The 26,648-nt window shown below is 69.4% G+C and carries 31 protein-coding genes; 17 read left to right on the plus strand and 14 right to left on the minus strand.

Annotation, left to right across the window (positions count from 1 at the left end; genetic code table 11):
• The first annotated feature begins 17 nt into the window (after positions 1-17).
• Positions 18-380: an MmcQ/YjbR family DNA-binding protein gene (locus ACIBL3_RS44090; RefSeq protein ID WP_396359995.1), complete on the plus strand. Its 363-nt coding sequence runs from the start codon at positions 18-20 to the stop codon at positions 378-380.
• Between the two features lie 35 nt (positions 381-415).
• Here the strand turns inward: ACIBL3_RS44090 and ACIBL3_RS44095 are convergent, their stop codons facing one another.
• Both ACIBL3_RS44095 and ACIBL3_RS44100 read right to left on the minus strand, forming a co-directional pair.
• Positions 416-1,156, minus strand: a complete 741-nt coding sequence (locus ACIBL3_RS44095) for a response regulator (RefSeq protein ID WP_396360026.1) — start codon at positions 1,154-1,156, stop codon at positions 416-418.
• Positions 1,153-2,514, minus strand: a complete 1,362-nt coding sequence (locus ACIBL3_RS44100; protein WP_396359996.1) for a sensor histidine kinase — start codon at positions 2,512-2,514, stop codon at positions 1,153-1,155. Before ACIBL3_RS44100 ends, ACIBL3_RS44095 begins: the two co-directional genes overlap by 4 nt.
• 176 nt (positions 2,515-2,690) lie before the next feature.
• On the opposite strand from ACIBL3_RS44100, the gene ACIBL3_RS44105 reads away from it, so the two are divergent.
• The 3 genes from ACIBL3_RS44105 to ACIBL3_RS44115 are packed head-to-tail and all read left to right on the plus strand — an operon-like array spanning position 2,691 to position 4,227.
• Entirely contained in the window at positions 2,691-3,386 is a 696-nt protein-coding gene (locus tag ACIBL3_RS44105) for a M15 family metallopeptidase (RefSeq protein WP_396359997.1), read from the plus strand.
• 26 nt (positions 3,387-3,412) lie between these two features.
• Positions 3,413-3,784: a hypothetical protein gene (locus ACIBL3_RS44110; protein WP_396359998.1), complete on the plus strand. Its 372-nt coding sequence runs from the start codon at positions 3,413-3,415 to the stop codon at positions 3,782-3,784.
• Positions 3,785-3,840: 56 nt separating this feature from the next.
• Positions 3,841-4,227 (plus strand): pilus assembly protein CpaE, encoded by a 387-nt coding sequence (locus ACIBL3_RS44115; RefSeq protein WP_396359999.1) that lies wholly within the window; start codon positions 3,841-3,843, stop codon positions 4,225-4,227.
• On the opposite strand, the gene ACIBL3_RS44120 is transcribed toward ACIBL3_RS44115, so the two are convergent.
• Entirely contained in the window at positions 4,224-4,940 is a 717-nt protein-coding gene (locus tag ACIBL3_RS44120; RefSeq protein WP_396360000.1) for a hypothetical protein, read from the minus strand. The genes ACIBL3_RS44115 and ACIBL3_RS44120 overlap by 4 nt on opposite strands.
• Positions 4,941-5,002: 62 nt before the next feature.
• On the opposite strand from ACIBL3_RS44120, the gene ACIBL3_RS44125 reads away from it, so the two are divergent.
• The 5 genes from ACIBL3_RS44125 (at position 5,003) to ACIBL3_RS44145 (ending at position 9,042) form a co-directional block, all read left to right on the plus strand.
• Positions 5,003-5,881, plus strand: a complete 879-nt coding sequence (locus ACIBL3_RS44125; protein WP_396360001.1) for an ornithine cyclodeaminase family protein — start codon at positions 5,003-5,005, stop codon at positions 5,879-5,881.
• Complete coding sequence (locus tag ACIBL3_RS44130) at positions 5,881-7,224, plus strand: aromatic amino acid lyase (RefSeq protein ID WP_396360002.1); 1,344 nt, start codon at positions 5,881-5,883, stop codon at positions 7,222-7,224. Before ACIBL3_RS44125 ends, ACIBL3_RS44130 begins: the two co-directional genes overlap by 1 nt.
• A gap of 139 nt (positions 7,225-7,363) precedes the next feature.
• On the plus strand, positions 7,364-8,026 hold the full coding sequence (locus ACIBL3_RS44135) for a hypothetical protein (protein WP_396360003.1): 663 nt from the start codon (positions 7,364-7,366) through the stop codon (positions 8,024-8,026).
• A 186-nt stretch (positions 8,027-8,212) separates the two neighbouring features.
• The gene (locus tag ACIBL3_RS44140; RefSeq protein WP_396360004.1) at positions 8,213-8,506 is read left to right on the plus strand and encodes a DUF1330 domain-containing protein; all 294 of its coding nucleotides are present in this window, start codon (positions 8,213-8,215) and stop codon (positions 8,504-8,506) included.
• Between the two features lie 53 nt (positions 8,507-8,559).
• The gene (locus ACIBL3_RS44145) at positions 8,560-9,042 is read left to right on the plus strand and encodes a DUF1992 domain-containing protein (RefSeq protein WP_396360005.1); all 483 of its coding nucleotides are present in this window, start codon (positions 8,560-8,562) and stop codon (positions 9,040-9,042) included.
• On the opposite strand, the gene ACIBL3_RS44150 is transcribed toward ACIBL3_RS44145, so the two are convergent.
• Both ACIBL3_RS44150 and ACIBL3_RS44155 read right to left on the minus strand, forming a co-directional pair.
• Complete coding sequence (locus ACIBL3_RS44150) at positions 9,035-11,137, minus strand: thiamine pyrophosphate-dependent enzyme (protein ID WP_396360006.1); 2,103 nt, start codon at positions 11,135-11,137, stop codon at positions 9,035-9,037. The two genes, ACIBL3_RS44145 and ACIBL3_RS44150, sit on opposite strands and share 8 nt — an antisense overlap.
• A gap of 18 nt (positions 11,138-11,155) precedes the next feature.
• Positions 11,156-11,629 (minus strand): MarR family winged helix-turn-helix transcriptional regulator, encoded by a 474-nt coding sequence (locus ACIBL3_RS44155; RefSeq protein ID WP_396360007.1) that lies wholly within the window; start codon positions 11,627-11,629, stop codon positions 11,156-11,158.
• A 96-nt stretch (positions 11,630-11,725) separates the two neighbouring features.
• Here ACIBL3_RS44155 and ACIBL3_RS44160 point away from each other — a divergent pair, with 96 nt between their 5' ends.
• The 3 genes from ACIBL3_RS44160 (at position 11,726) to ACIBL3_RS44170 (ending at position 14,469) form a co-directional block, all read left to right on the plus strand.
• On the plus strand, positions 11,726-13,024 hold the full coding sequence (locus ACIBL3_RS44160; protein WP_396360008.1) for an MFS transporter: 1,299 nt from the start codon (positions 11,726-11,728) through the stop codon (positions 13,022-13,024).
• Between the two features lie 29 nt (positions 13,025-13,053).
• Complete coding sequence (locus ACIBL3_RS44165) at positions 13,054-13,716, plus strand: DUF6766 family protein (RefSeq protein ID WP_396360009.1); 663 nt, start codon at positions 13,054-13,056, stop codon at positions 13,714-13,716.
• 108 nt (positions 13,717-13,824) lie between these two features.
• Positions 13,825-14,469, plus strand: coding sequence for a hypothetical protein (locus ACIBL3_RS44170; protein WP_396360010.1), 645 nt, complete (start codon positions 13,825-13,827; stop codon positions 14,467-14,469).
• Here the strand turns inward: ACIBL3_RS44170 and ACIBL3_RS44175 are convergent.
• The gene (locus tag ACIBL3_RS44175) at positions 14,453-15,115 is read right to left on the minus strand and encodes a type 1 glutamine amidotransferase domain-containing protein (protein WP_396360011.1); all 663 of its coding nucleotides are present in this window, start codon (positions 15,113-15,115) and stop codon (positions 14,453-14,455) included. The genes ACIBL3_RS44170 and ACIBL3_RS44175 overlap by 17 nt on opposite strands.
• 73 nt (positions 15,116-15,188) lie before the next feature.
• On the opposite strand from ACIBL3_RS44175, the gene ACIBL3_RS44180 reads away from it, so the two are divergent.
• On the plus strand, positions 15,189-16,070 hold the full coding sequence (locus ACIBL3_RS44180; RefSeq protein WP_396360012.1) for a LysR family transcriptional regulator: 882 nt from the start codon (positions 15,189-15,191) through the stop codon (positions 16,068-16,070).
• Here the strand turns inward: ACIBL3_RS44180 and ACIBL3_RS44185 are convergent.
• The 4 genes from ACIBL3_RS44185 to ACIBL3_RS44200 all read right to left on the minus strand — a co-directional run bounded on the left by ACIBL3_RS44185 (position 16,048) and on the right by ACIBL3_RS44200 (position 18,884).
• Positions 16,048-16,767 carry a sulfite exporter TauE/SafE family protein gene (locus ACIBL3_RS44185; RefSeq protein WP_396360013.1) on the minus strand — a complete coding sequence of 240 codons (720 nt, stop codon included), beginning with the start codon at positions 16,765-16,767 and terminating at the stop codon, positions 16,048-16,050. The genes ACIBL3_RS44180 and ACIBL3_RS44185 overlap by 23 nt on opposite strands.
• A 51-nt stretch (positions 16,768-16,818) precedes the next feature.
• Positions 16,819-17,715 carry a Ku protein gene (locus ACIBL3_RS44190; protein ID WP_396360015.1) on the minus strand — a complete coding sequence of 299 codons (897 nt, stop codon included), beginning with the start codon at positions 17,713-17,715 and terminating at the stop codon, positions 16,819-16,821.
• A 41-nt stretch (positions 17,716-17,756) separates the two neighbouring features.
• Positions 17,757-18,623 (minus strand): hypothetical protein, encoded by an 867-nt coding sequence (locus ACIBL3_RS44195; RefSeq protein WP_396360016.1) that lies wholly within the window; start codon positions 18,621-18,623, stop codon positions 17,757-17,759.
• An 87-nt stretch (positions 18,624-18,710) separates the two neighbouring features.
• On the minus strand, positions 18,711-18,884 hold the full coding sequence (locus tag ACIBL3_RS44200; protein ID WP_396360017.1) for a CsbD family protein: 174 nt from the start codon (positions 18,882-18,884) through the stop codon (positions 18,711-18,713).
• Positions 18,885-18,974: 90 nt separating this feature from the next.
• Here ACIBL3_RS44200 and ACIBL3_RS44205 point away from each other — a divergent pair, with 90 nt between their 5' ends.
• Positions 18,975-19,982, plus strand: a complete 1,008-nt coding sequence (locus ACIBL3_RS44205; RefSeq protein ID WP_396360018.1) for a DNA topoisomerase IB — start codon at positions 18,975-18,977, stop codon at positions 19,980-19,982.
• A 52-nt stretch (positions 19,983-20,034) separates the two neighbouring features.
• Positions 20,035-20,358: a plasmid stabilization protein gene (locus ACIBL3_RS44210; RefSeq protein ID WP_396360019.1), complete on the plus strand. Its 324-nt coding sequence runs from the start codon at positions 20,035-20,037 to the stop codon at positions 20,356-20,358.
• A 2-nt stretch (positions 20,359-20,360) separates the two neighbouring features.
• Here the strand turns inward: ACIBL3_RS44210 and ACIBL3_RS44215 are convergent, their stop codons facing one another.
• Positions 20,361-21,152: a sigma-70 family RNA polymerase sigma factor gene (locus ACIBL3_RS44215; protein WP_396360020.1), complete on the minus strand. Its 792-nt coding sequence runs from the start codon at positions 21,150-21,152 to the stop codon at positions 20,361-20,363.
• Positions 21,153-21,287: 135 nt separating this feature from the next.
• Between ACIBL3_RS44215 and ACIBL3_RS44220 the strand changes: the two genes are divergently transcribed.
• Positions 21,288-21,917, plus strand: coding sequence for a UdgX family uracil-DNA binding protein (locus ACIBL3_RS44220; RefSeq protein WP_396360021.1), 630 nt, complete (start codon positions 21,288-21,290; stop codon positions 21,915-21,917).
• On the opposite strand, the gene ACIBL3_RS44225 is transcribed toward ACIBL3_RS44220, so the two are convergent.
• Genes ACIBL3_RS44225 through ACIBL3_RS44235 form a run of 3 tightly spaced genes read right to left on the minus strand, consistent with a single transcriptional unit; the run spans position 21,897 to position 25,105 of the window.
• On the minus strand, positions 21,897-22,862 hold the full coding sequence (locus tag ACIBL3_RS44225; protein ID WP_396360022.1) for a TIGR03557 family F420-dependent LLM class oxidoreductase: 966 nt from the start codon (positions 22,860-22,862) through the stop codon (positions 21,897-21,899). The two genes, ACIBL3_RS44220 and ACIBL3_RS44225, sit on opposite strands and share 21 nt — an antisense overlap.
• A 56-nt stretch (positions 22,863-22,918) precedes the next feature.
• On the minus strand, positions 22,919-24,193 hold the full coding sequence (locus ACIBL3_RS44230; RefSeq protein WP_396360023.1) for a winged helix-turn-helix domain-containing protein: 1,275 nt from the start codon (positions 24,191-24,193) through the stop codon (positions 22,919-22,921).
• A 9-nt stretch (positions 24,194-24,202) separates the two neighbouring features.
• Positions 24,203-25,105, minus strand: coding sequence for a DMT family transporter (locus ACIBL3_RS44235; protein ID WP_396360024.1), 903 nt, complete (start codon positions 25,103-25,105; stop codon positions 24,203-24,205).
• Between ACIBL3_RS44235 and ACIBL3_RS44240 the strand changes: the two genes are divergently transcribed.
• The gene (locus tag ACIBL3_RS44240; protein WP_396360025.1) at positions 25,104-26,525 is read left to right on the plus strand and encodes a PLP-dependent aminotransferase family protein; all 1,422 of its coding nucleotides are present in this window, start codon (positions 25,104-25,106) and stop codon (positions 26,523-26,525) included. The genes ACIBL3_RS44235 and ACIBL3_RS44240 overlap by 2 nt on opposite strands.
• Positions 26,526-26,648 lie beyond the last annotated feature (123 nt).

A 26,648-nucleotide genomic window follows, 5' to 3' on the forward strand; every position in this document is an offset into this window, starting at 1 on the left:
GACATAGGTTGTCAGTGATGACGGTCTATCGTTGGAGCGTGGTCGATCTCACGGATATCCGGGAGCTGACGGCGGACCTGCCGCGCAGCTACGAAGTGCTGGTCCGGGACCAGATCAAGTTCCGCGTCGGCCAGATCGTCTACCTGGCGCTGTCACGAGACGAGAAGACGATGGGGATCGGGTTCCCCAAGGAGGAACGAGAGACCGCCCTGGCCGCCGAGCCGCACAAGTTCTTCCCCCCACGCCCCGCCGACGAGCGCTACCGCTGGATCCAGGTCCGCCTCGACGCCCTCGACTACGACGAGCTCCGCGAACTGATCCTGGACGCCTGGGCCATGTGCGTCCCCAAGAAGGTCCGCGCCGCCTACTTCGGCGAGTAGGGGGCCAAGGGCAACCATCTCATCTACCTGCTTGCCTAGGAGTCCCAGCGGAGGTTGGCTTCGCCGGGGCGGACTACGCCGGCTTCGTAGGCGACTACCACGGCTTGGACTCGGCTGGAGAGGCCTAGTTTGGACAGGACGCTGCTGACGTGGGTTTTCACCGTGGTCTCGCTGACGAAGAGTTTGGTGGCGAGGTCGCGGTTGGACAGGCCGCGGGCCATCCAGACCAGGATCTCGCGTTCGCGCTCACTCAGTTGGCCGAGCAGCCCGGTCCAGCGGGCATCCGGCTGGGGTACGGCGGGCGCCGTCGTACCGCTCCCGACCTGGCGCTCGAGCTCCATGCACCGCTCCAGCAGCACCCGCGTCGAGGCCGGGTCGACCAGCGAGTCGCCTCGGTGCACCGCGCGTACCGCTGACACCAGCAGGTCCGGGTCGGTGTCCTTGAGCAGGAACCCCGAGGCCCCGGCACGGACCGCACTCAGCACGTAGGCCTCGTCGTCGAACGTCGTCAGCACCAGTACGGCGGGACGCGAACGCCCGGCCGCCTGGTTCGCAGTCGTGATCCGCTCGGTCGCGACCAGCCCGTCCATCACCGGCATCCGGATGTCCATCAGCACGACGTCCGGGTCGTACCGGTCGATCAGCCGGAGTGCCTCCTCGCCGTTCTCGGCCTGGGCGATCGTGGTCAGGTCGGGCTCGTGGTCGAGGATCATCGCCAGGCCCATCCGGATCACACCCTGGTCGTCGGCGACCAGCACCTTGATCTCGTCCGTCACGTCTGCGGCGGCAGCCATGCCTGCACCCTCCATCCACCCAGGGGACCGGCCGCGACCGCCAGCGTGCCGCCGACCGCCGTCGCCCGTTCCCGCATCCCGATCAGCCCGTTGCCGCGGCCGCTCTCGCTCCGCCGGGCGGTCTCCAGCACGTTCACCGGCGGCGGTCCGCCGCTGCCGTTGTCGTCGATGGTCAGGAGCTCACCCTGCGGTCCACTCTGCCAGGTCACCTGAGCCGCGGTGGCCTTCGCGTGCACCATCACGTTGGTGAGCGCCTCCTGGATGATCCGTACGGCGGTCAGGTCGGTGACCGACGTGAGTTCCCGCTGCCGCGCGGGCAGCGTCATCGTCACGTCGACCCCGATCGCCTTCAACCGGTCGCCCATCCGTGCCACGTCGGCCAGGTCGGGAACCGGCGTGGTCCCGCCGCCGGACCCGGTCGGCGCCTCGCCCGCTCCCGGCGAGGCCGTGTTCAGCACCCGGACCGTCTCCCGCATCGCGGTCAGCGCTTCCTTGCCGCTGGCAATGATCCAGCGGATCGCCTCGCGCAGCACCTCGGGCCGCTGGTCGGCCACCCGGTCGGCGGCCTGGGCCCGGATCACCACGGCGCTGACATGGTGCGAGATCACGTCGTGCAGGTCGCGGGCGATCCGGGTCCGCTCGGCGACGGCGGCTCGCTCGGCCTCGACCGCGCGCAGCCGGACCAGCTCGGCGTTCCGGTGCTCCAGCAGCGCTACGCTCTTGCGCCGTCGGCGGGCGTCCGCGCCGAGCAGCACCATCCCGCAGATCAGCGCCTCGGCGAACACGAACAGCGAGACGTCGATGTAGCTGTAGAGGCTCGACAGGTCGCTGGGTAAGTTCCGGTACCGGTCGCCGTACAGAATCGCCCGGTTCGCGTTGCCGAGCACGATCGCGACCACGGTCGGCAGGCCGATCATCAACCCGGCCAGGCTGCCCATAGTGAAGAACAAGCAGGTGAATCGCCGTACGCCGCTCGACGCGGCCAGGTACCCGACGACCAGGAGCGGGACCAGGTGGATCTCCGACTGCAGCGCGGCGTCGCTGATCTCGGGCTGGCCGAAGATCGTCAGCCCGACCTGCGCGGCCAAGCCGGTGCCGACCGCGGCGTACAGGAACGGGTAGAGCACCGAGACGATCACCAGCATCGTGCGCGGCGTCCGCCGGCCGAAGGCGACCGTGGCGACCAGGAAGATGCCGGTGACCACCGAGACCATCGGGTTCTGCGGGCGCAGTCCGCTGTCGTTGATCAGGCTCAGCGCCGCGAACCAGCCCAGCCCGATGACCGCAGCGAGCAGCAGATCCTGCTGCGACTGCGGTAACCGGCGCCAGACACTCCACACGTCGCCCAGCGTAGTCAGCCCGTGTTTGCCGAAGCTTCATCTGCGCGGACGGGCGTCCTCTCCAACTTTTGGAGGAGGCTGGGCGTCCGATTTGATACTCAGGGCCTACTTCCGGGTCCCGATGACGGTCCCTGGGGCCGATGCGACCGCCGCCGGAATCCGAAAGGCTGTACCCCATGAGAGACGACCAGCCGCCGCGCCCGACCGGCTCGGTGCGGATGCGGTTGCTGTCCGTGACGGGGTTCGGTGGGGTGGTGCTGGCCGTGGGCTCGCTGCTGCTGTGGCACGGCCAGATGGGGGAGCTGTTCGGGCTGGCCGCGGACAAGGAGCCGGTCGTCTCGAGCGTCAACGCGCCGGCCGTCTCCATGCCGCCGGTCACACTCGTCACGCCGACGCCCACCCGGACCCGCAAGCCGGTCAAGACACCGACGAAGACTCCGACCAAGACCCCGACGAAGTCGCCGACGAAACCGACGTACGGCGAGGAGAGCATCAACGGACTGTCTCCGACGCTGAAGTCGCGGCTGAAGAGGGCGATGACCGCCGCGAAGGCCGACGGCGTGACGCTGCGGATCACCTCCGGCCGCCGGACCAAGGCCAAGCAGCAGCGGCTGTTCGACGAGGCGGTCCGGAGGTACGGCTCGTACAAGGCGGCGACCCGATGGGTGCTGCCGCCCAAGTACTCCGCGCACGTCGAGGGCAAGGCCGTCGACATCGGTCCGGCCGTCGCCATGCAGTGGCTGAACAAGAACGGCTGGCGCTACGGCGTCTGCCGCCGGTACGACAACGAACCCTGGCACTTCGAAGCGCTGAGCACCCCCGGCAAGAAGTGCCCGCCGCGCGAACCGTACGCGCGGCCTGTGGCCGACTGACCCGACACCCAGAACAGGAGCCGACCATGACTATGACCTACGCTCGGCCGCTTCCGCGGCGCTACACCCGCACCCGCTTGACCGTCCCCGCGTTGTGGCGGCAGGTGATCGGCGGAAGCGAGCAAGGAGCTGAGGCGATCATGCCGGAGCCGGACCGGTCCGCGTACACGCAACTGGAGATCTACGACGGCGTGCTGGCCGCGTTCGAGCGCCGCGACGAGGTCGCCGAGGTGCTGCAGAGCTCGCCGGACCGCGCGACAGCTGTCGACCGGCTGCGGGAACGGCTCGGGCTCGGGCACCTGCAGGCGACCACTCTGGTCGACCTCCCGTTGACCACCGAGTGCCGCGACCGGATCGCTCAGCGTGCCGCCGAGCTGCGTGCTGCCCTGAACCGCTGACCCCGGCGGCTCGCCGGGGACCTGCGAGGTTTGGATCCCTTGGGGAGGATGGAGGGGTGATCACGATCGAGCAGGCCGGGCGACTGCGTAAGGCCGGGGTGCTGTGGGCGCCCGCGGCCGGGGATCGTTTCGTCGTACCGGACCGGGGCATGGACGAGGACGTGTTCGTGGTGAGCGACATGACCGTCGAGGTGCACGACTACCAGGGCAGCAAGGTGATCGGCTTCAACGGCACCACCGAGTGGGCCTTGGACAGCATCGAGCAGCGCGAGGTGATCTGGCTCCCGCGCGAGGAGCAGCTCCGCGCCCTCCTCGGCGACCACTTCCGCACGCTCGAGGCGGTCCCCGACGGCTACCGGGTCGCGCTCACCGACAGCGCCCACACCGCCGACGACGCCGAACAGGCCTACGCCAAAGCAGTCATCCACCTACTCGGCGCCTAACGCGGAGTCGTAGGCCTCCAGTACTGCTTCTTGTCTTTGTCCTTCACCGTGAAGCCGAGCTTGGTCACCTCGTCGCGGAGCTCACGGAGATCGGCTTTGCCCTTGTCCCCGTCGTCGAAGGCCTTCGCCCGCGCCTTCAGTACGGCGTTCACCGCCGGCGGCAACTCGGGTTCGTCCGGCACCCACCGGCGGAACCGGTCGGCGTGCGGATCACCGCTGTCCGACCATGGGTAACCCTGCGCCCGGAACGCCGCCGGGATCTGCTTGGCCTCGGACTTCAGCTGGTCGTGCTTCTCCCTCGCGAGCTCCCGCGATGTCGAGTCCTGCAGCACGATCTCCTTGCCGTCCAGGAACGCGACAGCCACCTTCTCCCGCGGCACCGTCACCGTCTTCTGGTTCTTCAGGAACTCCACTGACTGCCTGGTGACCGTCACCTTGAGCGTGTCCTCGAGCGCCATCGCCGCGAGCAGCACGCCGGCGAGCAGTCCGATCACGATGCAGATCGCGCCGACCCACCACTGGTCCCAGCCCGCGATCAATTTCAGCGGTCCCTGGAAGGGCACCCAGTCCCGGTCGGCGGCCCAGTCCGCGATCCGCGGCAGGAAGAAGCCGAGGACCAGGCCGGCCAGCGGCAACCCGCCGTACAGGAGGACCTTGTCGGTGGTCGAGTGCCCGATCACGGTGCGGTCCGGTGTCTGTGTCGTCGGGCGCATTGCCTGAACATAACGCGGCGGCGTGAAACTTTAGTATCGAGTCACGACGACTGGAGGAGCCCTTGACGGACGGGATCTGGCTGCGGTGCGGCATCGGCCATTTCAACGTCCTGCGCGGTCATCTGAACGGCCTCGGCGAGCACGGCGTCAGCGGGATCAAGGTGGTCGGCGACTTCGTCCCGAACTATAAGGTCGGCCTGCCCAGCGAGCTGGCCATGGCGACCCTCTTCGACCCGACCACGGGCATCCCGCTCGCCGTACTCGACGCGACCATGATCACCGCCGCCCGGACCGGCGCGATGACCACGGTCGGCGCGCGTCACCTGGCCCGCCAGGACAGCAAGGTCCTCGGGCACGTGGGAGCCCGCGGTACGGCGTGGTGGAACGTCACCATGCTCGACGACCTGCTCGACCTCGACGAGATCCGGGTGACGTCACGCCGTCCCGAGTCCCGGGAGAAGTTCGCCGCCGAGTTGTCCGCCGAACTGTCCACGCCGGTCCGCGTGGTGGCGACGGCCGAGGAAGCCTTCGACGGGGCCGACGTACTGGTCGAGGCGACCCGGCTGACCGAGCCCGAGCCGTTGCTGCGGACGGCCGCGGTGCGGCCGGGCGCGTTCGTCGTACCGTACGGAACTGTCAGCGCGGTCGAGCTCGATCTGCTCGACGTGATGGACAAGGTGGTCGTGGACGACTGGCGCGAGGCGCAGTCCGGCCGGTTCGGTTCACTGCGCCGGCACGTCGACACCGGTCGGCTCTCCCCGGAGACCTTGTACGGCGAGATCGGCGAGATCGTGGCCGGGCGCAAACCCGGCCGGGAGAACCTGGCCGAGCGCACCCTGTTCTGGCATCGCGGGTTGTCGTTGCTGGATGTCGCGATCGCGCACCTGATCCTGCGCAAGGCCGAAGCCGCCGACGCCGGCACCATGCTGCGGTTCCACTGATGCTGATCCACGATCCGTCGGACCTCGACCCCGCCAGCGTTGAACGGATCGAGCTCTCGTCTGCGCTGCTCGACCGCCTCGCCGCGATCCGAGCCGAGGTGCTCGCCGCGCTCGCTGGCGGCGATCCGGTCTACGGCGTGAACACCGGGATGGGTGCCCTGAGCAAACGTCGCCTCACTGTGGACGAGCAGCGCAGGCACCAACGCAACTTGCTGCTCGGCCGCGCCGTCGGCGGTCCGCCCTGGCTCCCGGCCGACGAAGCTCGGGCGGTGCTCATCGGTCGGCTGCGCACGTTCCTGACCGGGGATGCGGGCGTCTCGGTCGAGCTGGTCCAGCAGTTGGTTTCCTACCTCAACAGCGGCCAGCTGCCCGAGATCCCCGCAGCTGGGTCCGGTTCGGCCGGGGAGATCATCCCGCTGGCCCACGCGTTCGGCCCACTCGACTTCGACCTCGGACCCAAGGAGGGCATCGCGCTGCTGGCGGGCATCCCGGGTGCGACCGGACGGGCAGCCCTCCAGGTGACCCGGACCCGGCGGCTGGCCGACCACCTCACCGCGGTCGCCGCCGGGTCGATCGCGGTGATCGGCGCGAACCGCGACCCCTACCACCCCATCGCGGCGCGCGGCGACGACGTGCTGGCCGACGAGCTCGCTCGCCTCCGCGAACTGGCAGGCCCCGAGCCCGAGCCGCGGTCGTTGCAGGCGCCGGTCTCGTTCCGGGTCGCCGGACACGTGACTGCGCACGTACGGCGAACCCTCGGCCAGCTCGCGGAAGCGGTCGACCGGGCGTTCACCGGGGTCACCGACTCACCGGCGTACCTGGACGGCGAGTTCGTCGGCACCGCGGGTTTCCACGGGATCGACCTCGCCGCGCACTGCGATCACCTGACCGCGGCGCTCGCCCATGCCGCCGAGGTCTCCACGGCGCGACTGCACCGACTATTGGATCCGGCCGTGACCGGGCTGCCCGCCCAGCTCGCTCACGATCCCGGTCCGCAGGCGGGACTGGTCGCCGTACACAAGCGCGCCGTCGCCACCAGCCACGCGCTCCGCCGCCTGACGTTGCCTTCGGCAATCAGTACGGCGGAGACGTCGAACGGGCAGGAGGACGTCCAGAGTTTCTCCTGGGAAGCTGTCGGCGGACTCGCGGACGCCGTACGCCTGACTCGTGAGGTCACCGCCTGCGAGCTGCTCGCCGTACATCAGGCCTTCGCGCTGTCGAAGCGCCCGGTCCCGCCCGGGCTCCGGGAGCTGCTGCAGGCGGTGGCGGACGTCGTACCGCCGATCGAAGCCGACCGGCCGTTCGGGCAGGACCTGACCAGGCTGCTTGAGTCGGTGCTCTGACGGCCGCCGGCGGCGGAAAGCCAGCGCGACACGCGGGTGAGGTGAAGTCGCAAGTAGCCTGCGCCGGGGTTGTGTCGTTGGACCAGGTGCCACCCACTAGCCTGATCCGGGCTTTCGTCGGCGGAGATGGAGGAGTTCGTTGAAGCGGTTCGTGGTCCCGCCGACCTGGCCGTCGCCGCCCCGCCGTAGCTGGGTCCCACCCAAGACGTGGCGTCCCGACCCGTCCTGGCCGCCGCCGCCCGAGGGCTGGCGATTCTGGGTCGACGGCAAGGGCAACCCGGTCCGCGGTCCGGTCGGCCGGTACGGCGGCCCGTCCCGCAGGGCGATGTACGCCGGAGCCGGCGCGATGGTGCTCCTGCTCGGCGTCAACTGCTGGGCGTTGTCCGCGATCGGCGTGTTCGGTGGCGACTCCGGTGGCACGCGGGCGGTGCATGTCGTCGACGACAGTTCGCCGACGCCCACCGCCGTACCGCCGAAGGTCACGCAGTCGACGCCGGCGCCGCCGCCCGTGCAGAAGACGACGGTGGCCCCGACCAAGAAGCCCACGCAGACCCCGACCCGGCAGCCGACCAAGTCGCGGACCACCGAGCGGGAGTCCGAGGATCGCTCCGAGCCCACGCCGACCCGGACGTCGACCGCGACGAAGACCGTCCGCCCGCCGCGACCGAGCACCAGCACACCGCCGTCCCGCGAGGAACTGATCCGCCAGTACTGCATCCAGCAGGGCTACGACCCCGAGTGGTGCGACCCGGACAACTGGCCCACCAACCCAGCCGACGACCCCCGCAAAGAGGAGCCCTGAGCTTCAGTCCTGCGGCGGTAGCTTGCGGTTCGGGTAGAGGTCCGGGATCGGGATGGGCATCCGCCACAAGTGGTCGGCATCGGCGCCATGGCGATCACGGCGCTGACAAGCCTCACTCTCGCCCGCCGACGCTCGTCCGAGTCCAACCCGTAAGTCAGATGCACTTATCCCAACACTGGAGGTTCCATGTCCAAGGGCTACTGGGTCAGCGTCTACCGCACCATTTCAGACCCTGAGAAGCTGGCTGCCTACAACGAGTTGGCCGGTCTGGCCGTCCGTCCAGCGGGCGGGCGGACCCTCGTCCGTGGCGGTCGGGTCGTGGCGCATGACGCCGGAATCGCCGAGCGCACCGTCGTGGTCGAGTTCGACAGCTTCGAGCAGGCCGTCGCGGCGCGCGAGAGTGCGGCCTACCAGGAGGCGCTGGCCGCACTTGGTGACGGGGTCGAGCGCGACTTCCGCATCGTCGAAGGCATTGACTGACTCCTTGTGACTGCGTTCACAAGCCGGTAGGCTGAGGGCTGGGAGGTACCTGTATGACCGAGCGCAAGCCACCGGGCATGAGTACCCAGGACTGGGTCGAGGCCCAGCTCAAGCGGGCCCAGAACGCCGGTGAGTTCGACGACCTGGCCGGTGCGGGCAAGCCGCTGACCAAGCTCGGCGACCCGCACGACCCGGACTGGTGGGTGAAGGACTTCATCCGCCGGGAGAACATCGAGACCGAGGCGCTGCTGCCGCCGGCGGTGCTGCTTCGCAAGGAGAAGCAGCAGGTCCACGACAAGGTGCGCGGGATGCGTCGCGAGTCCGACGTCCGCGACTACCTGGCCGACCTGAACCGGCGGATCCTGATCAGCATCCGCGACACCACTGGCCCGGTGGTCCCGGTCGGCGCGATCGACGAGGATGCGATCCTCGCCCAGTGGCGCGCCGAACGGTCCGACCCGGCCCAGACGCCCGAACCCGAACCCGAGCCGGAGCCGAAGCAGAAGAAGTCGATCTGGCAGAAGCTGTTCAGCTGAGCAGTTCGCGCGCGGCAGTCTCGATCTCGCGCTCGCTGACCAGCACCTGGTGAGCGGCCGCGCCGAGCGGCACGTAGGAGTCGTGACTGGCGACGCGCGCCAGCCGACCGGTGTACCCGTAGTCGATCAGGGTGGCCAGGACGCCTTCGGACACACCGCCGGACCGGCGCGTCTCGTCGACGACCAGTACCCGTCCGGTGGCGTTTGCCTCGCGCAACAAGTCCTCGACGGGCAGCGGCGCCAGCCAGCGCAGGTCCAGTACCCGGATGCCGGGGACGCGAGCAGCCACCCGAAGACTCATTGGGACGCCGTTTCCGAAGGTCACGATGGTCAGCCCGGCACCGTCGCCGTACGTCCGGCCGCTTCCGATCGGCACCGGCTCATCGCCGTACGGCGCCAGCCACGCGTCGTCGCCGTCGTCGTACAGGTCGCGGCGGTGGTAGAGCGCGATCGGCTCCAGGAAGACGCTCACCGTGCCGGACGAACGGGCCGCCGCGGCGCAGGTGTGCAGCATCGCGGCTGCGTCGTCAGGCCGGGACGGTGACGCGATCACGATGCCGGGGATGTCGCGCAGTACGCCGATCGCGTCGTCGTTGTGGAAGTGGCCGCCGAACCCCTTCTGGTAGCCGTAGCCGGCGATCCGCAGCACCATCGGGTTCGAGTACTGCTCCTGCGAGAAGAACTTCAGTGACGCCGCCTCGCCGCGCAACTGGTCCTCGGCGTTGTGCAGGTAGGCCAGGTACTGGATCTCCGGAATCGGCAGCAGCCCCGAGACCCCGGCGCCCAGCGCCAGCCCGAGGATCGACTGCTCGTCCAGCAACGTGTCGAAGACGCGCGCCGGGCCGAAGGACTTCTGCAGTCCGCGGGTCACGCCGTACACGCCGCCCTTGCGGCCCACGTCCTCGCCGAAGACCATCGCCTCCGGGTAGGACGCGAGCACGTCGGCCAACGCCCGGTTGATGGATTGACTCAGAGTCAGGCGGTCAGTCGTTGGGCGGCGGTCGGGCAGCGACTCCTCGACGCGTTGGGAATCGGGGAAGCGCAGTGGTGCCGCGACTACCTCTGCGGAGGACAGCTGTGGCAGGCCGGAGACCTCGGCCGCGATCCGCATCACCTCGGACCGCTTGTCCTCGTACAGCTCGATCACGTCGTCGGGCGTGTAGCCGGCTCCCAGCAGGAGTCGCGCCGTACCGAGCAGTGGGTCGAGCTCCTCGTCCGCGACCAGTTCGGCAGGGGAGCGGTACGCCGCCTCCACGTCGGAGCCGGCGTGGCCGAGCAGCCGGACGGTGCGGAGCCGGAGGAAGGCCGGGCGCCGGTTGCGCCGGACGAAGGTGGCGGCCTCGGTCGCCATCGACAACGCGGCGGCGAGATCGGTGCCGTCGGCATCGAAGTACCGCAGGCCGGGACGCTGCCCGTACGCCTGCCGGATCCAGCCCTCCGGAGTCCGCACGCTGATCCCGATCCCGTTGTCCTCGCAGACCAGCAGCAACGGCATCGGCAGACCCTGGTACGACGCGTGCAGGGCGGCGTTGATCGCACCGGTCGCGGTCGAGTGGTTGGCGGACGCGTCGCCGAAGCTGGTCACCACGATCGCGTCGTGCGGCCACGGCGACGGTACGCCGAGCTTCGCCGACCGCGAGATCGAGAACGCGACGCCCATCGCGCGCGGCAGGTGGGACGCGATCGTCGACGTCTGCGGGATGATCGCCAGGTCGTGCCGCCCGAAGACCTTGTGGCGGCCGCCCGCGATCGGCTCGGCGGTGGCAGCTGCGACGCCGAGCAGGATGTCCCGCAGCCCTTCCTTCGAGCCGCACTGCTCGGCGCGGGCCAGGTAGAAGGCGCCGGACCGGTAGTGCAGCAGAGCCGGGTCAGTGGGCTGAAGAGCAGCGGCCACGGCGGCGTTGCCCTCGTGGCCGGCCGACCCGATCGTGTAGAAGCCCTGGCCCTGGGACTGCATCCAGCGGGCGGCCAGGTCGGCATGCCGGCTGCCGAGCTGGGCGTCGTACAGGCTGCGCAGCAAGTCGTCCGGGAGGTCGCCCGGGGTCGGCTTGAGCCCGCGGACCCGGTCGGCGAACCGCTCGTCGACGCTGGTCACGACCGGCCGTCCGGCGTCTCAGAGCCCGCAGTCGAACCCGTCGTCGTTCGGGTTCGCGTCGGCCAGGACGTCCAGGATTCTGCTCGCGCGGCGAAGGTCCTCATCTGATACATGATCGGCGAAGAACGTCGACACCACAGCCTCGACCACGGGTTGGGCAGCCGCGAGCGCCGCCCGGCCCTCCGGGGTGAGCTCGGCCCAGGTGGCCCGGCGGTCCTCGGGAGTGTTCCGGCGGACCACCCAGCCGTCCTTGTCCTCGAGCTTGCCGATCAGCCGGGTGCAGCCGCTGCGGGAGATCATCAACTGCTCGGCCAGCGGCGCCATCCGCAGCCGGCCACCGGCCTGGTCGAGGATCCGCAGCACCTCGTGCTCGAAGTAGCCCATCTTCAGCCGGGAACGCAGAGTGTTGTCGAGGTGCGTGAACAGCAGCGTGTCCGCGCGGTACATCGCCCGCCAGGCACCGAGCTGCTCGGTGCTCATCGTCGTCGGCATGCTCAGCAGTGTACGACGTCGATGCGTATCGCAACAGTTGACATGTGAACTGTTCGCCTGTGTATGCTCACTCGAAACGACCTTGGGGAGGGCGACGTGAGCTGGAAGGCGGTTCAGCCGCTGCGGCATCGGGACTACCGGCTGCTGTGGACCGGCCTGGCGGTCGCGCTGCTCGGCAGCGGGCTGTGGCTGGTCGCGCTGGCCTGGCAGGTGATCGAGCTCGGCGGCGGGCCTGTCCAGTTGTCGGTGGTGACGACGGCGTACAGCATCGGGCTGGTCGTCTGCGTGCTGTTCGGCGGGATCGCGGCCGACCGGCTGTCCCAGCGCAGCGTGATCATCGCGGCGGACGGCGTACGCGGCCTGGTGCTGCTGGTCGTCGCCGGACTGGCGTTGACCGAGACGCTCGAGGTCTGGCACCTGGCTGCTGCGGCGGTCTTGATCGGAGCCGGTGAGGCCTTCCTGATTCCGGCGTACACGGCGTTGGTGCCAAGGCTGCTTCCGGCGGAGGAGTTGCTCGCGGCGAACGGTCTGGAGGGCACGTTGCGGCCGCTGGCGCAGCAGGCGACCGGGCCAGCGCTGGGTGGTCTGGCGATCGCGGCGCTGTCGCCTGGGATCGCGATCCTGGTGACCGCGCTGACGTACTTCTTCTCCGCCGGGTGCGTGCTCGCGATGCGGATCCCGTCCAGCGGGTTCGAGCCGGTCGAGCCGGGTGACGTCGACGAAACCGCCGAGAAGCCGGAGGCGCGGACGATCTTCGGTGACCTGCGGGAAGGCTGGCGTTACGTACGGCGGACCCGCTGGCTGCTCGCGTCGCTGCTGTTCGGCACGGTGTTCGTGCTGCTGATCCTTGGACCGCTCGAGGTGCTGCTGCCGTTCGCCGTACGGGATCAGCTCGGTGGTGGGGCGAGTGACTTCGGGTTGGTGCTGGCCGCGTTCGGGATCGGCGGGGCGGCGGGGGCGTTGCTGATCTCGTCGCGGAGCCTCCCACGGCGGTACCTGACCGTGATGACGCTGCTGTGGGGTGTCGGGTCGCTGCCGTTCGCGGCGCTCGGGTTCGCGCGTGACCTGTGGGTCATGATGGCCGGGGCGGCCGTGGTGGGACTGACCAGCTCGGCGGCGATGGTGATCTGGGGGACGCTGCTGCAGCGCCGAGTGCCGGACCACCTGCGCGGACGGATCGCCAGCCTGGACTTCTTCGTCTCGCTGCTGCTCATGCCGGTGTCGATGGCGCTGGCCGGCCCGGCGGGCGCCGTCTTCGGGCTGACCGCGGTGTTCCTGGTGGCCGGGATCGGGCCGGCGCTGGTGTCCGTCCTGGTCGTGTACTTCGGCCGGATGCCGTCGGACGAGATCGCCCACCCGCTCGACCACGCGGAGCCGGCGCCGACCGCTGCCTGAACCAGTTGAGGCCGGGGTACCGGGGCGGCATGCGATGGATCCGACTGCGGGCGCTGCTCACGGCGAACCTCGTGCTGTTCTTGCTGTTCCTGGTGGGCCTGCTGCTCACCGGGCACGCTCAGGAGAACGCTGAGCTGGCCGATCACGGGCAGCCGTCGCAGAGCCTTGGGCAGTACGTCGTCTCGTCGTCGTTCGGCGAGGCGGTGTTCGAGAACTGGGAGTCCGAGTTCCTGCAGATGGGGATGTACGTCCTGCTGACGGCGTACCTGGTGCAGAAGGGGTCGGCGGAGTCCCGGCCGCTCGACGAGCCCGCTCCGCAGGACGAGGATCCGCGGGAGCACCGGGACGACCGGGACGCGCCGTGGCCGGTCCGGCACGGGTCCGAGGCGCTGCTGTGGTTGTACGAGAACTCGCTGGCGATCGCGTTCGGGCTGGTGTTCCTGCTGTCGTTTTGGCTGCACGCCGTCACAGGGGCGGCGGCGTACAGCGAGGAACAAGGGCTGCACGGTGGCGAGGCGGTGACCACCTGGGGTTACTTGCAGACGTCGCAGTTCTGGTACGAGTCGTTCCAGAACTGGCAGAGCGAGTTCCTCGCGGTCGCGGCGATCGTCGGTGGGTCGATCTACCTGCGGCAGCGCCGATCGGCGCAGTCGAAACCCGTCCACGCGCCGCATTCGGAGACCGGCGGCTGATTGGCAGCGCCCTCGGGTGGGAACGGTGACGGGCAGCCGTTCGTTCTGGGGGTAGGTCTGTGGTGTGGGGCGGGTTCGCGTGAGGTGCGTCGTGAGTGAGGTCCGGTGATGCGTTCGCCGCTGGTGCGGCGGATTCTGATCGCAGGTGGTCTCGGAGTCGGGACCACTGGTGTGCTCGCCGGAGTGTTGTTGCTGGGGCCGCTGGCTGCCTCGATTCTGCTGGCCGTCGTGTTCGCGCTCGTGTGGCCGTTGGCGGCGGTGGTACGTCATGTTGCGGACGATGCGCCGTACCAGTCCGCTGTGATCGTCGCGGGGGCCGCGGCTGCCGGGGTGCTGTGCATGCCAGGGCTGGTGCGGTTGCTGGCGTGGGGTGCCGTCGGGATCGCGGTGGCGCTGGTGGTCGCCGGGCTGTTCATCGTGATCGACCTCGCGACGCCGGAGCGCCGGGAGCGTCCCTCGCGGCAGCAGCGGGCGCTCGAGCGGTTGACGGAGGCGCAGTTCCAGGAGGAGGAAAGGCTCATCGCGGCCCTGCAGTGCCCGCTGAGCATCGAGGAGCTGTGCGGAGTGTGGACCGAGACCGCCACCACGCTCGCTCAGGGGGCGGGGCCGCGCGACCGCCAGGCAGTGGCCGAGGTACGGCGGATCTGCCTGGACGAGTTCGAGCGCCGCAACCCCGACGGCTTCAACCGCTGGATCGACGCCGGCGCCCCCGCCAACCCGAGCAGCTACCTGCTTCCTACGCCTGGCGAATGACCTCGACGACCGCGCGGGCCGTCGACTCGGCGGACTGCGGGTTCTGGCCGGTGACCAGCCGGCCGTCGGTGATGGTCTGCGGCGTGAAGTTCGCGGCCGGGTGGTGGATCGCGCCGCGCGCGGTCAGGGCGTCGGCCAGCAGGAACGGTACGACGTCGGTCAGGCCGACCGCCTCCTCTTCGGCGTTCGTGAAGCCGGCGACGTTCTTGCCGTCGACCAGGTACGAGCCGTCGGTCAGCTTCAGGTTCACCAGCGCGGACGGGCCGTGGCAGACGGCCGCGACCACGCCGCCGCGCTCGTAGATGGCGGCCGCGAGGGAGGCGAGCGCCTCGTCGTTCGGGAAGTCCCACATCGTGCCGTGACCGCCGGCGAAGAGGATCGCGTCGTACGACGAGGCGTCGAGCTCACCCGCGGTCGGGGTGTGGTCGAGGTCCACGGCGGCGAGGAACTTCTGCTGGATCGGGTCGTCGGCGTTCAGCCCGTCGAGCGGCGGGCGCCCACCGGCGACCGAGACCAGGTCGACGTCGAAACCGGAGTCGGTGAACACCGCCCACGGCTCGGCCGCCTCGGAAACGTAGAAGCCGGTGCTGCGCCCGGTGTCGCCGAGCTCGGAGTGGCTGGTCAGAGCAATCAGTACGCGAGTCATGCCACCCATGATGTGGTGTTCCTGCGATCGGAAACCAATAGGAAGATCGGCAGGAAGCCATAAGATTCCTGATATGGCTCCGTCGCTTGACCTGCTCAGGACGTTTCTGGCCGTGCACCGGGCCGGGTCGATCACCGCGGGCGCGGAGACGCTCGGGCTGTCCCAGCCGACCGTGACCGCTCAGCTGAAGTCCCTCGAGCTCGCGCTGGGCCGCCCACTCTTCGAGCGGCTGCCTCGCGGGGTCCGGCCGACCAGCGCGGGCGACGAGTTGGCGCGGCGGATCGCCGAGCCGATCGATGCTCTGGATGGGCTCGTGCGCGACGAACTCGAAGCGCCGATCGCGGCGACGGTCCATCTCGGTGGGCCTGCTGACTTCCTGTGTCACCAGATCCTGCCTGCGCTCGCCGACCGGTTCGCGGATGGTTTGCAGGTGCGTACGACGTTCGGGATGCCGGACGACCTGCTCGATCGCCTGCTCAACCGCAGTCTCGACCTGGTGATCAGCTCGGTACGCCCACGCCGGCCAGGTCTGCGCGTGACGCCGTTCTACGACGAGGTGTTCGCGCTGGTCGCCGCACCTCGCTGGTTCACCGGCACACCGGTCACGTCACCCGAACCGCTTCGAAAGATCCCACTCGTCGCCTACGCCGAAGAAGCCCCCATCATCCGCCGCTACTGGCGCAGCGTCTTCAACACCCGCCTGACCCGCACCGCAGACCTCGTCGTACCAGATCTCCGCGGCGCGTTGGCCGCCGTACGCGCCGGCGCAGGAGCGAGCGTCCTACCCACCTACCTCTGCGCCGACGCTCTGGCCGCCGGCGATCTCGTCCTCCTGGCCGACCCCGAGCTGCCACCCCTGAACACCCTGTACCTGGTCACCCGCTCGGACGCAGGCCCCCGCAGCGCGGCCGCCGTCGTACGAGACGACCTGGTCAGACGCCTAGCGCGCCCTTGACCATCGTGGAGACGCCGCCGACCAAGGCGAGCAGGAGTACCAACTGCCGGGCGCGGTTCTCCGGGACTCGACCGGATAGGGTCTTGCCGATGATCGCGCCGCCGGTCAGACCGACGGCTGCCGCGGTCCAGGTCCCGCCGTCGAGCCGGGGGACGCCGTTCGTGCCGACCGAGAAGATGTTCACGACCACGCCGTAACACAAGGCGTTCGGGACGAACTCGCGGATCGTCCAGCCCGCGTTCACCGCGTACAACGAGACCGGCGGACCACCGAGCCCGGCCGAAGCGTTCATGAACCCGCCCGCCGCGCCCGCGCCGAGCGCGCCTTTGAGCCCGCTGAGCGAGGGCACCCGGACACCGCGCATGATCACGAGTACGGCGACCGTCACGAGCGCACCCATGGTGATCAGCAGGGCGGGCTCGGGCAGGTGGTTCGAGAACCACGTCCCGAGCGGCACTGTGCACGCGGCCGCGAGGATCAGCGGGACCATCGCCCGCAGCCGGACCATCTGCCAGCCACTCGTCAGCCCGACGAGGCAGATCACGCCTGCCGCGCAGTTCGCCAGCGCGACCCCGTCACTCGGCCCGAGCAGGAGGACCAGAGCCGGTACGGCGACCAGCGCAAAGCCCATGCCAGTCAGCCATTGGACCGATGCGCCAAGCAGGACGATGCCACCGAGCAGAAGCTCAGCGCGCATATGTCCGCATCCACCTCACGAGCGGCGACTATAGCGAAGAAAGATGCGCGGTCAGGCGGCCTTCCTACGGCTGGACGGCTTCTTGGCGGTGGACTTCCTCCGCGCACCGGCCTTCTTGGCAGCCGCCTTCTTCTTCGGCGCCGCCTTCTTCGCAGCGCCGGAAGTACGGCGGCTGCGGGCATCCTCGACGCTCGCGCGCAGGGCCGAGACCAGGTCGGTCGACGAGGTGGCCTCCGGCTCCTCCTCGTTGAAGACGACCTCCTTGCCCTTGCGCTTGTCCGCGACCAGCTTCTGCACGCGTTCGGTGTAGGTGTCCTTGTAGGCGCTCGGCTTCCACTCGCCGCTCATCGCCTCGATCAGGTCGGCTGCCATCGTCAGCTGCTTGCCCGCGGTCGACTTCGCCGGCAGGTCGCCGAGCTCCTTGGCCGGGTCGCGGATCTCGTCGCCGAAGTACATCGTCTCCAGCACCAGGACCTTGCCCTGGGCCCGGATCGTGGCCAGGTACTCCTTGCCGCGCATCACGAACTTGGCGATCCCGGCCCGGTTGGTCTTCTTCAGCGCGTCCCGGAGCAGGGCGTACGAGGACTTGTTCTCCTTGTCGGACGGACCGAGGTAGTAGCTCTTCTGGAAGTAGATCGGGTCGATCTCGTCCAGGTCGACGAAGGTGGAGATCTCCAGCGAACGGGACTTGCCGGGGGCGATGTCCTCGAGCTCCTCGCGCTCGACGATGACGTGCTCGCCGCCGCCGACGTCGTGGCCCTTCACGATCTTGTCGTAGTCCACCTCGCGCCCGGTCCGCTCGTTGACCCGCTTGTACCGGATCCGGTCCGACGTCCCCTCCTGGAACTGGTGGAAGTCGACCTCGTGCTCCTGGGTCGCGCTGTACAGCCCGACCGGGACCGAGACCAGGCCGAAGTTGATGTATCCACTCCAGATCGACCGTGCCATCGCGCGCTCCTCTCCGAGATGCGCCCGACCCGGTACCCAGCTCAGAGGCGGTTGTACCGCTTTCGTGCCTCCCGGCTCTCCTTCTGGGCGTCCCGGGCGGCCCGGCGGGCCTCGTCCAGCTCGGTGCCGACGCGCCGTACCACCTCCTGGGCGTCGGCGAGCGCCTCGCGCGCCTCGTCGAGCTGGTTGTCCAGGTCCTCGACCTTCGCCTCGGCCTCCTGGGCTGCCGCGACGGCCTCTTCCAGCGCCTTCTTGGCCTTCGCCTTCTCCGCGGCCTCGCGTTCCTCCTCCTCGCGCTCCGCCTGCTCCCGCTTGCGGCGGGCGGCCGCCGACTCTTCCTCCTCGGCCGCCGTCTCCGCCTTGCGCCGGTCGCGGGCGCGCTGGCGGCGCTCGTCGGTGAGCGGGGTGACGTTGGTCGGCTCGCCGCTCTCGTCGACGACGCCGAAACCGACGTGCCGCAGCGCGCTGCTCAGCCGGCCTTCCCGTACGGCGTCGCCCGCCGCCGGATCCACCAGCGCTGCGTCGAGGGTCTCGCGCAGCTTCTGCCCGACGTCCGCGCTGACCTTCTGCCCCTCTTTCTCGGACAGTTTCGTGGCGTCCTTGGCCAGTTTGTCGAGCAGCTTGTGCCGCTTCGGGGTCAGCTCGCGCAGCCGCTCGCCGTCCAGGTCGGCGGTCGCCTCGCGGAACTCGTCACCGAGGGCCAGCAGGTCGTCCAGCTCGTCCGGGAGCTCGCGGGCGACCAGGTTCGCCACCCAGGCGGCGACCGTCGGCTTGCGCATCGCCTTCAACCGGGTCGACCCCAGCTGGTCGCCGTCCGCCTTCAGCTGTTTCGCGAGCTCGTTGCGGGTAGCAATGAAGTCGGCAGCCGCGGCCGCGTACAGGGCGTCGGCTGCCTCTTCGAAGTCCACCCGGCCGACGGTACCGGAACTCCGCCGTCCGCAGAACCACCCCAGCGCGCGGGGGATCTGCACCGGGGTGGCTGCTCTACGTGGCGGCTACTTCTTGAAGGCGTCCTTGGCCTTCTCACCGGCCTGCCTGAGCGCGGCCACGGACTGCTCGGTCTCGCCCTTCGCCTGCAGATCGCGGTTGTCGGTCGCCGCGCCGGTCTCCTTCTTGACCTTGCCCTTGGCTTCCTTGGCGGCGTTCTTGACCTTGTCTCCGATACCCATCGGTCTCTCCTTCACGGGTTCCGGGCTACCTTGCCCCTCCGGGTGCCCGCAGCTCGCGGATCCATGCATGCAGGGCGGGTATCGGACGGTATGCGGTTACGACGCAGCGATCCGGACGGTACCGGGCTGACCCGGCGGGGCCACGGGCGGGGGTTCGCCTACCTCGATCCGGACGGGAAGCGGGTCACCGACGAGGAGACGCTGGAGCGGATCCGCACGCTGGCCATCCCGCCGGCCTGGAAGGACGTCTGGATCTGCCCGTACCCGAACGGCCACCTGCAGGCCACTGGCACCGACGACGCCGGCCGACGGCAGTACCTGTACCACGAGGACTGGCGGACGACGCAGGACGCCGACAAGCACGACCGGGTACGGCGCCTCGCCCGCAAGCTCCCCGAATTCCGCGAGGCGGTGGACCGCGACCTGTGCCGCAAGGGGATCGACCGCCAACGGGTGCTCGCGGTCGCGCTGCGGATGCTCGACTACGGCGTCTTCCGGACCGGCAACTCCGAGTACGCCGAGGAGCACGGCAGCCGTGGCGCGGCGACCCTGCTGCGCGACGACGTCTGTGTCCGCAAGGGCAAGGTGGTGTTCGACTTCGTCGCCAAGGGTGGGGTGGACCGGGTGGTCGAGCTCGACGACGACCACCTGGCCGACGCGGTCTCCTCGCTCAGACGCTCCCGGCACGACGAGCCGGGGCTGCTGGTCTACCGGGACGGCGACGGCTACCACGGGATCGACGCGACCATGATCAACGAGCGCTTCCAGGAACTGGTCGGCGACGACTTCACCGTGAAGGACCTGCGCACCTGGACCGCCACCGTGCGCGCCGCGGTGGATCTGGCCGAGGCCGACCCGCCGACCACCAAGAAGGCCCTCAACGCCGCGGTGAAGGACATGCTCGCCGAGGTCGCCGACCATCTCGGGAACACACCGGCTGTCGCGCGGTCGTCGTACGTCGACCCCCGCGTCGTCACGCAGTACGAGAAAGGCCGCACGATCGCGGCGGCGGTCAGCCGGCACGGTGACGACCTGACCGACGAGGACACCCGCGAGGCGCTGGAACGCTCGGTGGCGCGGCTGCTCGGGAAGGCGTGAATGTGGTGTGCGGGCATCGGGTACCGGGCAGACGGTGTGAAAGGAGCAGACAATGCCTGCAGGATCGAGCCCGAAGCGTGAGCGGCAGTACGAGCACATCAAGGCCGGGCTGAAGAAGCGTGGCCGGAGCGAGGACACCGCGGAGGAGATCGCGGCCCGCACCGTGAACAAGGAGCGCGCGCGGTCCGGCGAGGCCAAGGAGAAGAGCCGCAGCTCCACCCACGACATGTCCTCGAGCCGCCGCGGCGGGCTCCGCTCCCACAGCGGCTCCCAGGGTCGCACCAAGGAACAGCTCTACAACGAGGCCAAGCAGAAGAACGTGAAGGGCCGCTCGAAGATGACCAAGGCCCAGCTGGCGAAGGCCGTGGGCCGATAGCGCTACTTGGCCATCGTCGTCGACAGCTCGCTGCGCAGGCGATCCAGGATGCTGCGCAGCAGCCGGGAGACCTGCATCTGGCTGACGCCGAGCTCGTTGCCGATCTCTTCCTGAGTGAGCCCGTTGCGGAACCGGAGCTCGAGGATGCGCTTGTCCCGGTCACCCAGCGAGGCGACTGCCGGCGTCAAGGTGTGGACGTTCTCGACCAGGTCGTAGCCGTCCTCGGAGTCGGCGACCGTGTCGAGCAGGCTGGTGCCGCCGTCAACTGTGCCAGGCGCGTCGAGGGACAGTGTGGTGAAGCAGCCGCGAACCGACGCCGCCTCGATCACTTCGCCGGCGTCGGTGCCGAGCGCTGCGGCGGTCTCCTCATCCGTCGGGACGTGCCCCAGCCGTTGGGTCAGCTCCGGCTCGGCGGCGGCGATCGAGCCCTGCATCTCCTGGACCCGACGCGGCGGGCGGACGGTCCAGGCGCAGTCGCGGAAGTACCGCTTCAGCTCGCCCCGGATCGTCGGTACGGCGTACGACAGGAAGGCTGTGGACGCGTCGAGCCGGTAGCCGTTCGCGGCCTTCACGAGCCCGAGGTACGCGACCTGCTCGAGGTCGTCGGGATCGACGCCCTTGCTGTGGTAGCGCGAGGCGATCGACCGGGCCACCGGCGCGTTCAGCAGCACGACTTCGTCGAGCAGTTCCTGGTGGCGTGGGTCCGGGGTGCTGTCGGCCTCGATCAGCAGGTCGTGAGTGGTTTCGGCGATGCGCTGCTTGCAGTCGGGAGGTGTTACAGGTGCGATCGTCACGGTGAGGGACCTCGTCGTGTGTCGTCCTGCAGGAGTGGCGTCAAGGCTGAACCACTTACCTCCACCAGATCAAACTCGGCCGTCGCTTTCAACCCCTGAGGTGTTACAGGTGTTTGAACTGGGCACCGGCGGGCCGTGACAAAGTTCACTGGCGCGTCGCAATGGGTGCCGCACGACGGCGGTCTGCGGAAGGTCACCGCGACGTTGCCCGAGTGTCGTGGTTGCGACCTCGTCGAGGACGCCGAGCGTGTCGTACCGGGGGAAGGACCGGCGAGGGCGCGGATGATGTTGATCGGTGAACAACCGGGTGACGTGGAGGACAAGGAAGGGCATGTCTTCGTCGGACCGGCCGGACGCCTGCTGGACAAGGCGTTGGCGGAGGCGGGGATCGATCGCTCGTCGGTGTTCCTGACCAACGCGGTCAAGCACTTCCGCTTCGAACGGCAGGGCAAGCGGCGGATCCACAAGACCCCGTCCGCCGGTCACATCACTGCGTGCCATCCGTGGCTGGAGCGCGAACTGGAAGTGGTGAGGCCTGCTCTCATTGTGGTTCTGGGCGCGGTCGCGGCCCGTGCAGTGTTCGGAACCGGGTTCAAAGTCACGGAACAGCGCGGTCTGCCGCAGCAACTCCCCGACGGCCGATCCGCGCTCGCGACGGTACATCCCTCAGCGGTGGTCCGGTCGAGAGAGTACCGCCGCGACTTCGCACTCTTCGTCGACGATCTCAGAGTCGCCGTCGACCTACTAGCGAGCGATTCGGCGTAGCTCGGGGAGCACCTCGGTGCGGTAGAGGTTCATCATGTCGACCGAGTGCGGGCCCATGTTGGCCACATAGATCTCGTCGAAGCCGGCGTCGATGTAGGTCCGGAACGCGTCCATATGCACGTCCGGCTTCGACCCCGCGGCGACCGATTGCGCGGTCGACTCCTTCGTCACCAGTTGACTGGCCTGCTCGAAGTGCCGCGGCGACGGCAGCACCTGCGCCAGCTCACCGGGCAGACCCGCGTTCCGCCAGATCCGGTGCGCCTGCTCGATGCCCTCTTCCTCGGTCGGCGCGTAGCTGACCTTGAGCCCGACCTGCGCGGGCTTGTCGCCGCCGCCGTTGTCGCGGAAGCGCTGGAGCAGTTCGGCATCCGGCGACGTGGTGATGTAACCGTCCGCTATCCGCGCCGCGACATCGGTTGCCTCCGGCCCGAACCCGGACATGTAGATCGGCAGCGGCGTCTCCGGGCGGGTGTAGATCCGGGCGGTGTCGACCGTGTAGTGCTTGCCGTGGTGCGTGACGAAACCGTCCTCGGTCCACAGCCGGCGCATGATCTCGACGGCTTCCTCGAGCATCTCGAGGCGTACGTCGACCGTCGGCCAGACGCTGCCGAGGTCGTGTTCGTTGAGTGCTTCGCCCGTACCGATGCCGAGGGTGAACCGGCCGTTCAGGAACACCGCGCTGGTCGCTGCCGCCTGGGCGATGATCGCGGGGTGGATCCGCACGGTCGGGCAGGTGACCGCGGTGGTCACCGGCAGTTCGCAGACCTGGGAGATCGCCCCGATGGTCGACCAGACGAACGCGCTCTCACCCTGCTCGTCGTTCCAGGGATGGAAGTGATCGCTGATCCACAGCCCGTCGAACCCTGCCTCCTCGGCCAGCCGCGCCTGCTCGATCAGCTGGGCCGGGGCGTACTCCTCACTGGACAGGAAGTATCCGATCTTCATCTCGTCTCCCGCTCACATCGGCTGCACTACCGGCCCGGTGCCCCGGACCTGCGGTGCTATGCGCGGGCCAGAGCTTGGCCGAGCTTGCCGTCCGCGGTCACCAGCACCCGGTCGAGCTCCAGCCAGCGAGCCATCAGGTCGAGCTCGTCCCGCAGTGGTTCGACGATGTCGGGTACGCCGTCCTCCGCGGTCACCGTCGGGACGACCAGGGCCGAGTTCCGGCGATCCGCTGTGAGATCGACCCGCGCGACGATCCGATCGCCCAGCAGGAACGGCAGCACGTAGTAGCCGTGCACGCGCTGCGCCGCGGGCGTGTAGATGCTGATCCGGTAGAAGAAGTCGAACAGCCGATGCGTCCGGTCCCGGTTCCAGATCAGGGTGTCGAACGGCGACAGCAGCGCCCGTGCCTGGACCGGCCGGTCCTCGGCTGCGGACCACAGATAGCTCTGCTGCGGTACGCCGTCCACGCGAACCGGCACCAGCTCGCCGGCATCGACCAGCTCACCGATCACCTGCCTCGCGGTTGCTGCAGGCAACGGAAAGTGCCCGCTGCCGCCCTGGCCGCACAGCTCGCGGGCCGTGGCGATCCCGAGCGTCCGGGCCGAGATCCGGACCAGGTCCCGGCGAGCTTCCTCGGCGCTCAGCTCCGGCTGCGGTGGCAGGACCCGCTCGGTCAGGTCGTAGAGCCGCTCGAAGTTGCGCCGGCCCGCGATCGTCACCTGACCCGAGCAGTACAGGTACTCGATCGCGATCTTCGCGTCCTGCCAGTTCCACATCTTCCCGGTGCTCGGATCCGGGTCCGGGTCGGTGCGCTTCCGCCGTACCCCGTCCGGACTGGCCTCGCCGGCCGTGACAGGCCCGCGTTCGGTGACCAGGGCGAGCACGTCGTCGACGTACCCGGGCCGTTCCTTGGTCAGCCTGCGCATGCCGGTGACGACGGACCACGGCGCGGTGAGCCCGGGATCCAGGTCGGCTGCGGCCCAGTCCTGGCGCTCGGCGGCACGCATTCGCCAACGAAACAAGGGGTAGCTGGTCAGCGGGATCAGGCTCGCTTTGTGTCCCCAGAAGTACTCGAACAGGTCCCGGTCCGGACCCCACGACATCCGGTCGAGCGTGGTCCGTGGGTAGGACCCGAGTCGGGCGAACAGCGGCAGGTAGTGCGAGCGGCACAGCACGTTCACCGAGTCGACCTGCAGGACGCCGATCCGCTGAATGGCTCGCCGGAGATGCCTGACGTCGGCCCGGACCGGCCGCGGCTCGGCGAAGCCTTGCGCAGTCAGCGCGATCCGCCGCGCCTGGTCGATCGAGATCGTCTCTCCCGCCGCTGCCATGCCCTGAAACTACCGCGACCGCTGTGTCACGACGATGCACAGCAGTACGACGACTGCCGTGATCGGAGCCGCCACCGGCAGGTGTTCGCCCATCAGGAGAACGGACCACACGAGAGTCAGCAAGGGCTGGGCCAACTGGAGCTGACTCGCCTTGGCCACCCCGATGATCCCCATCCCGCGGTACCAGACCACGAAGCCGCCGAGCTGCGATATCCCCGCGATGTAGGCCAGTCCCACGAGGCTGATCGGGCTCAGGTCGATCGGTTCCAGAGGTGCGGCGATCAGCGTGATGGCGAGGCTGATCGGCAGGGCGAGCACCACGGCCCAGGCGATGACGTGCCAGCCGGGGAGGTGTCCGGCCAGGCGACCGCCCTCGGCGTACCCGAGCGCGCAGACGATCAGCGCCGCGACCAGGTAGAGGTCGGCGATCGAGACGGCGCCGTGGTGCCGGGTGAACGTGAACACGACGACAGCCGCGGCACCGATGACGGCAGCCGTCCAGAACCTCCACGACAGCGTGCGCCGAGTCAGCAGCGCCGCCGCCGAAGCCGTTGCTATCGGCAAGAGACCGGTCACGACCGCCGTGTGCGCGGTCGTCGACGTTTGCAAGGCCAGCGCGGACAGCAGCGGGAACCCGATCACGCAACCGCCGGTGACGACCAGCAACCCCCGAAGGTCCTCGCGACGAGGCCGCGGGACCCGCAGGCCGGCCAGCAGCGCGATCGCGAGCATCCCGGCCAGCAGTCCACGTACGCCGGTCGCCGTCCACGGACCCATGCCCTGCGTGGCCCAGACCGTGGCCGGCGCGCTCAGCGAGAAGGACGCCACCCCGAGCAACGCGGCGACGGTGCCCCCGCGCGCGGTCGATATCGCTTCTCGGTCAGGAGCGGTAGCGCTATTCTGTATCGTCATGAACGACGATAGCAGTTTGGATGTTGTCGTCGGGCGGTTGCGGGCCGAGGCGGCCGCGTCGAGCCCGGGGGATCGACTGCCCTCGAGCCGGCTGCTGGTCAAGCGGTGGGGCATCAGCCCGGTCACTCTTTCCCGGGCGGTGACCGTGCTGACTGCCGAGGGCGCGGTGGTCTCGCGGCCGGGCGCTGGCGTCTTCGTCAGCGATCGAGGGCCGCGCCGAGCTCGGGTTGCGGCTGACCTGTCCTGGCAAGAGCACGCTCTGACCGGTGAGCGGCCGTCGATCACCGCGATGATGCGAATGCTCGCGAAACCGGCGGACGAAGTGGTCGACCTGTCGACGGGCTACCTGCACGAATCGCTCCAGCCGAGCAAGGCGCTGGCTGACGCGATGGGACGGGCAGGACGTCGACCGGGGACCTGGACGCGTGCGCCGGCGGATGGGATTCCCGAGCTCCGGGCCTGGTTCGCCGCGGACATCGCCGGTCGGGACGGGCCGCTCGGTGCGAACGATGTGCTGATCAGTTCGGGTGGGCAAACCGCGCTGGCCACGGCGCTCAGAGCCCTGACCGACCCTGGTGGCAGTGTGCTCGTCGAGTCACCGACGTACCCGGGAACGTTGGCCGCGGCGGGTGCTGCCGGGGTGCGTTGTGTCGGCGCCCCGGTTGACGGGGACGGCGTACGAGTGGAGTTGCTCGAGGAGGCGTTCGCGAGTTCGGGTGCACGCGTGCTGGTGGTCCAGCCGCTGTTCCAGAACCCGACCGGTGCAGTCCTCGCGCCCGGGAGGCGGGCGCAGCTGATGGACGCCGTACGAGCTGCCGGGGCGTTTGTCATCGAGGACGACTTCACGCGTCGCCTGGTGCACAGCGACGCTCCCGATCTGCCGCAACCATTGGCTGCCGACGATCCGGACGGTCACGTCGTCCACATCCGATCGTTGACGAAACCGGCGTCGCCGAGTCTGCGGATCTCGGCGTTGACTGCGCGCGGCATGGCGTTCGAGCGGCTCCGCGCCACCCATGTGATCAACAGTTTCTTCGTCCCCAGGCCGATGCAGGAGACCGCGCTGGAGTTGATGACGGCGCCGTCGTACGCGACGCATCTGCGCCGGCTGGCGGCTGCGCTACGGGACCGCCGCGAGACGACGACACGAAGCCTGGCGGAGCATTGCCCGTACCTGACCGTGCACGCTGCCCGGCCCGGCGGCTATCACGTCTGGACCTCACTGCCCGACGGCGTACCGGACGACGAAGCCACGGCCGAAGCCCTGCGGCACTCGGTCTCGGTCAGTCCCGGAAGTGCGTTCCACCTCCCGGGCGGATCGACGCGGCATCTTCGGCTCAGCTACGTGGCTGCCGCGACGCCCGAGGAAATCGTCCGGGGTGTCGAGCGGCTCGACCAGGCGCTGCGCCGGCTGCGCTGAACCGGGCGTGGGGGGGGGGGGGGGGGGGGGGGGGGGGGGGGGGGGGGGGGGGGGGGGGGGGGGGGGGGGGGGGTGGGGTTGTGGGGGGGTTGATATGCGCAGACACCCGGACCCGACACCAAC

The organism is Kribbella sp. NPDC050124 (assembly GCF_044460355.1).
In the GTDB taxonomy this organism is placed as follows: domain Bacteria; phylum Actinomycetota; class Actinomycetes; order Propionibacteriales; family Kribbellaceae; genus Kribbella.

Coding starts and splice junctions, on each gene's coding strand:
- ACIBL3_RS44090 (WP_396359995.1), top strand. CDS start 18: ATGACGGTCTATCGTTGGAGCGTGGTCGATCTCACGGATATCCGGGAG.
- ACIBL3_RS44105 (WP_396359997.1), top strand. CDS start 2,691: ATGAGAGACGACCAGCCGCCGCGCCCGACCGGCTCGGTGCGGATGCGG.
- ACIBL3_RS44110 (WP_396359998.1), top strand. CDS start 3,413: ATGACTATGACCTACGCTCGGCCGCTTCCGCGGCGCTACACCCGCACC.
- ACIBL3_RS44120 (WP_396360000.1), bottom strand. CDS start 4,940: ATGCGCCCGACGACACAGACACCGGACCGCACCGTGATCGGGCACTCG.
- ACIBL3_RS44130 (WP_396360002.1), top strand. CDS start 5,881: ATGCTGATCCACGATCCGTCGGACCTCGACCCCGCCAGCGTTGAACGG.
- ACIBL3_RS44140 (WP_396360004.1), top strand. CDS start 8,213: ATGTCCAAGGGCTACTGGGTCAGCGTCTACCGCACCATTTCAGACCCT.
- ACIBL3_RS44145 (WP_396360005.1), top strand. CDS start 8,560: ATGACCGAGCGCAAGCCACCGGGCATGAGTACCCAGGACTGGGTCGAG.
- ACIBL3_RS44155 (WP_396360007.1), bottom strand. CDS start 11,629: ATGCCGACGACGATGAGCACCGAGCAGCTCGGTGCCTGGCGGGCGATG.
- ACIBL3_RS44165 (WP_396360009.1), top strand. CDS start 13,054: ATGCGATGGATCCGACTGCGGGCGCTGCTCACGGCGAACCTCGTGCTG.
- ACIBL3_RS44170 (WP_396360010.1), top strand. CDS start 13,825: ATGCGTTCGCCGCTGGTGCGGCGGATTCTGATCGCAGGTGGTCTCGGA.
- ACIBL3_RS44175 (WP_396360011.1), bottom strand. CDS start 15,115: ATGACTCGCGTACTGATTGCTCTGACCAGCCACTCCGAGCTCGGCGAC.
- ACIBL3_RS44180 (WP_396360012.1), top strand. CDS start 15,189: ATGGCTCCGTCGCTTGACCTGCTCAGGACGTTTCTGGCCGTGCACCGG.
- ACIBL3_RS44185 (WP_396360013.1), bottom strand. CDS start 16,767: ATGCGCGCTGAGCTTCTGCTCGGTGGCATCGTCCTGCTTGGCGCATCG.
- ACIBL3_RS44190 (WP_396360015.1), bottom strand. CDS start 17,715: ATGGCACGGTCGATCTGGAGTGGATACATCAACTTCGGCCTGGTCTCG.
- ACIBL3_RS44200 (WP_396360017.1), bottom strand. CDS start 18,884: ATGGGTATCGGAGACAAGGTCAAGAACGCCGCCAAGGAAGCCAAGGGC.
- ACIBL3_RS44205 (WP_396360018.1), top strand. CDS start 18,975: ATGCGGTTACGACGCAGCGATCCGGACGGTACCGGGCTGACCCGGCGG.
- ACIBL3_RS44210 (WP_396360019.1), top strand. CDS start 20,035: ATGCCTGCAGGATCGAGCCCGAAGCGTGAGCGGCAGTACGAGCACATC.
- ACIBL3_RS44225 (WP_396360022.1), bottom strand. CDS start 22,862: ATGAAGATCGGATACTTCCTGTCCAGTGAGGAGTACGCCCCGGCCCAG.
- ACIBL3_RS44230 (WP_396360023.1), bottom strand. CDS start 24,193: ATGGCAGCGGCGGGAGAGACGATCTCGATCGACCAGGCGCGGCGGATC.
- ACIBL3_RS44240 (WP_396360025.1), top strand. CDS start 25,104: ATGAACGACGATAGCAGTTTGGATGTTGTCGTCGGGCGGTTGCGGGCC.
- ACIBL3_RS44235 (WP_396360024.1), bottom strand. CDS start 25,105: ATGACGATACAGAATAGCGCTACCGCTCCTGACCGAGAAGCGATATCG.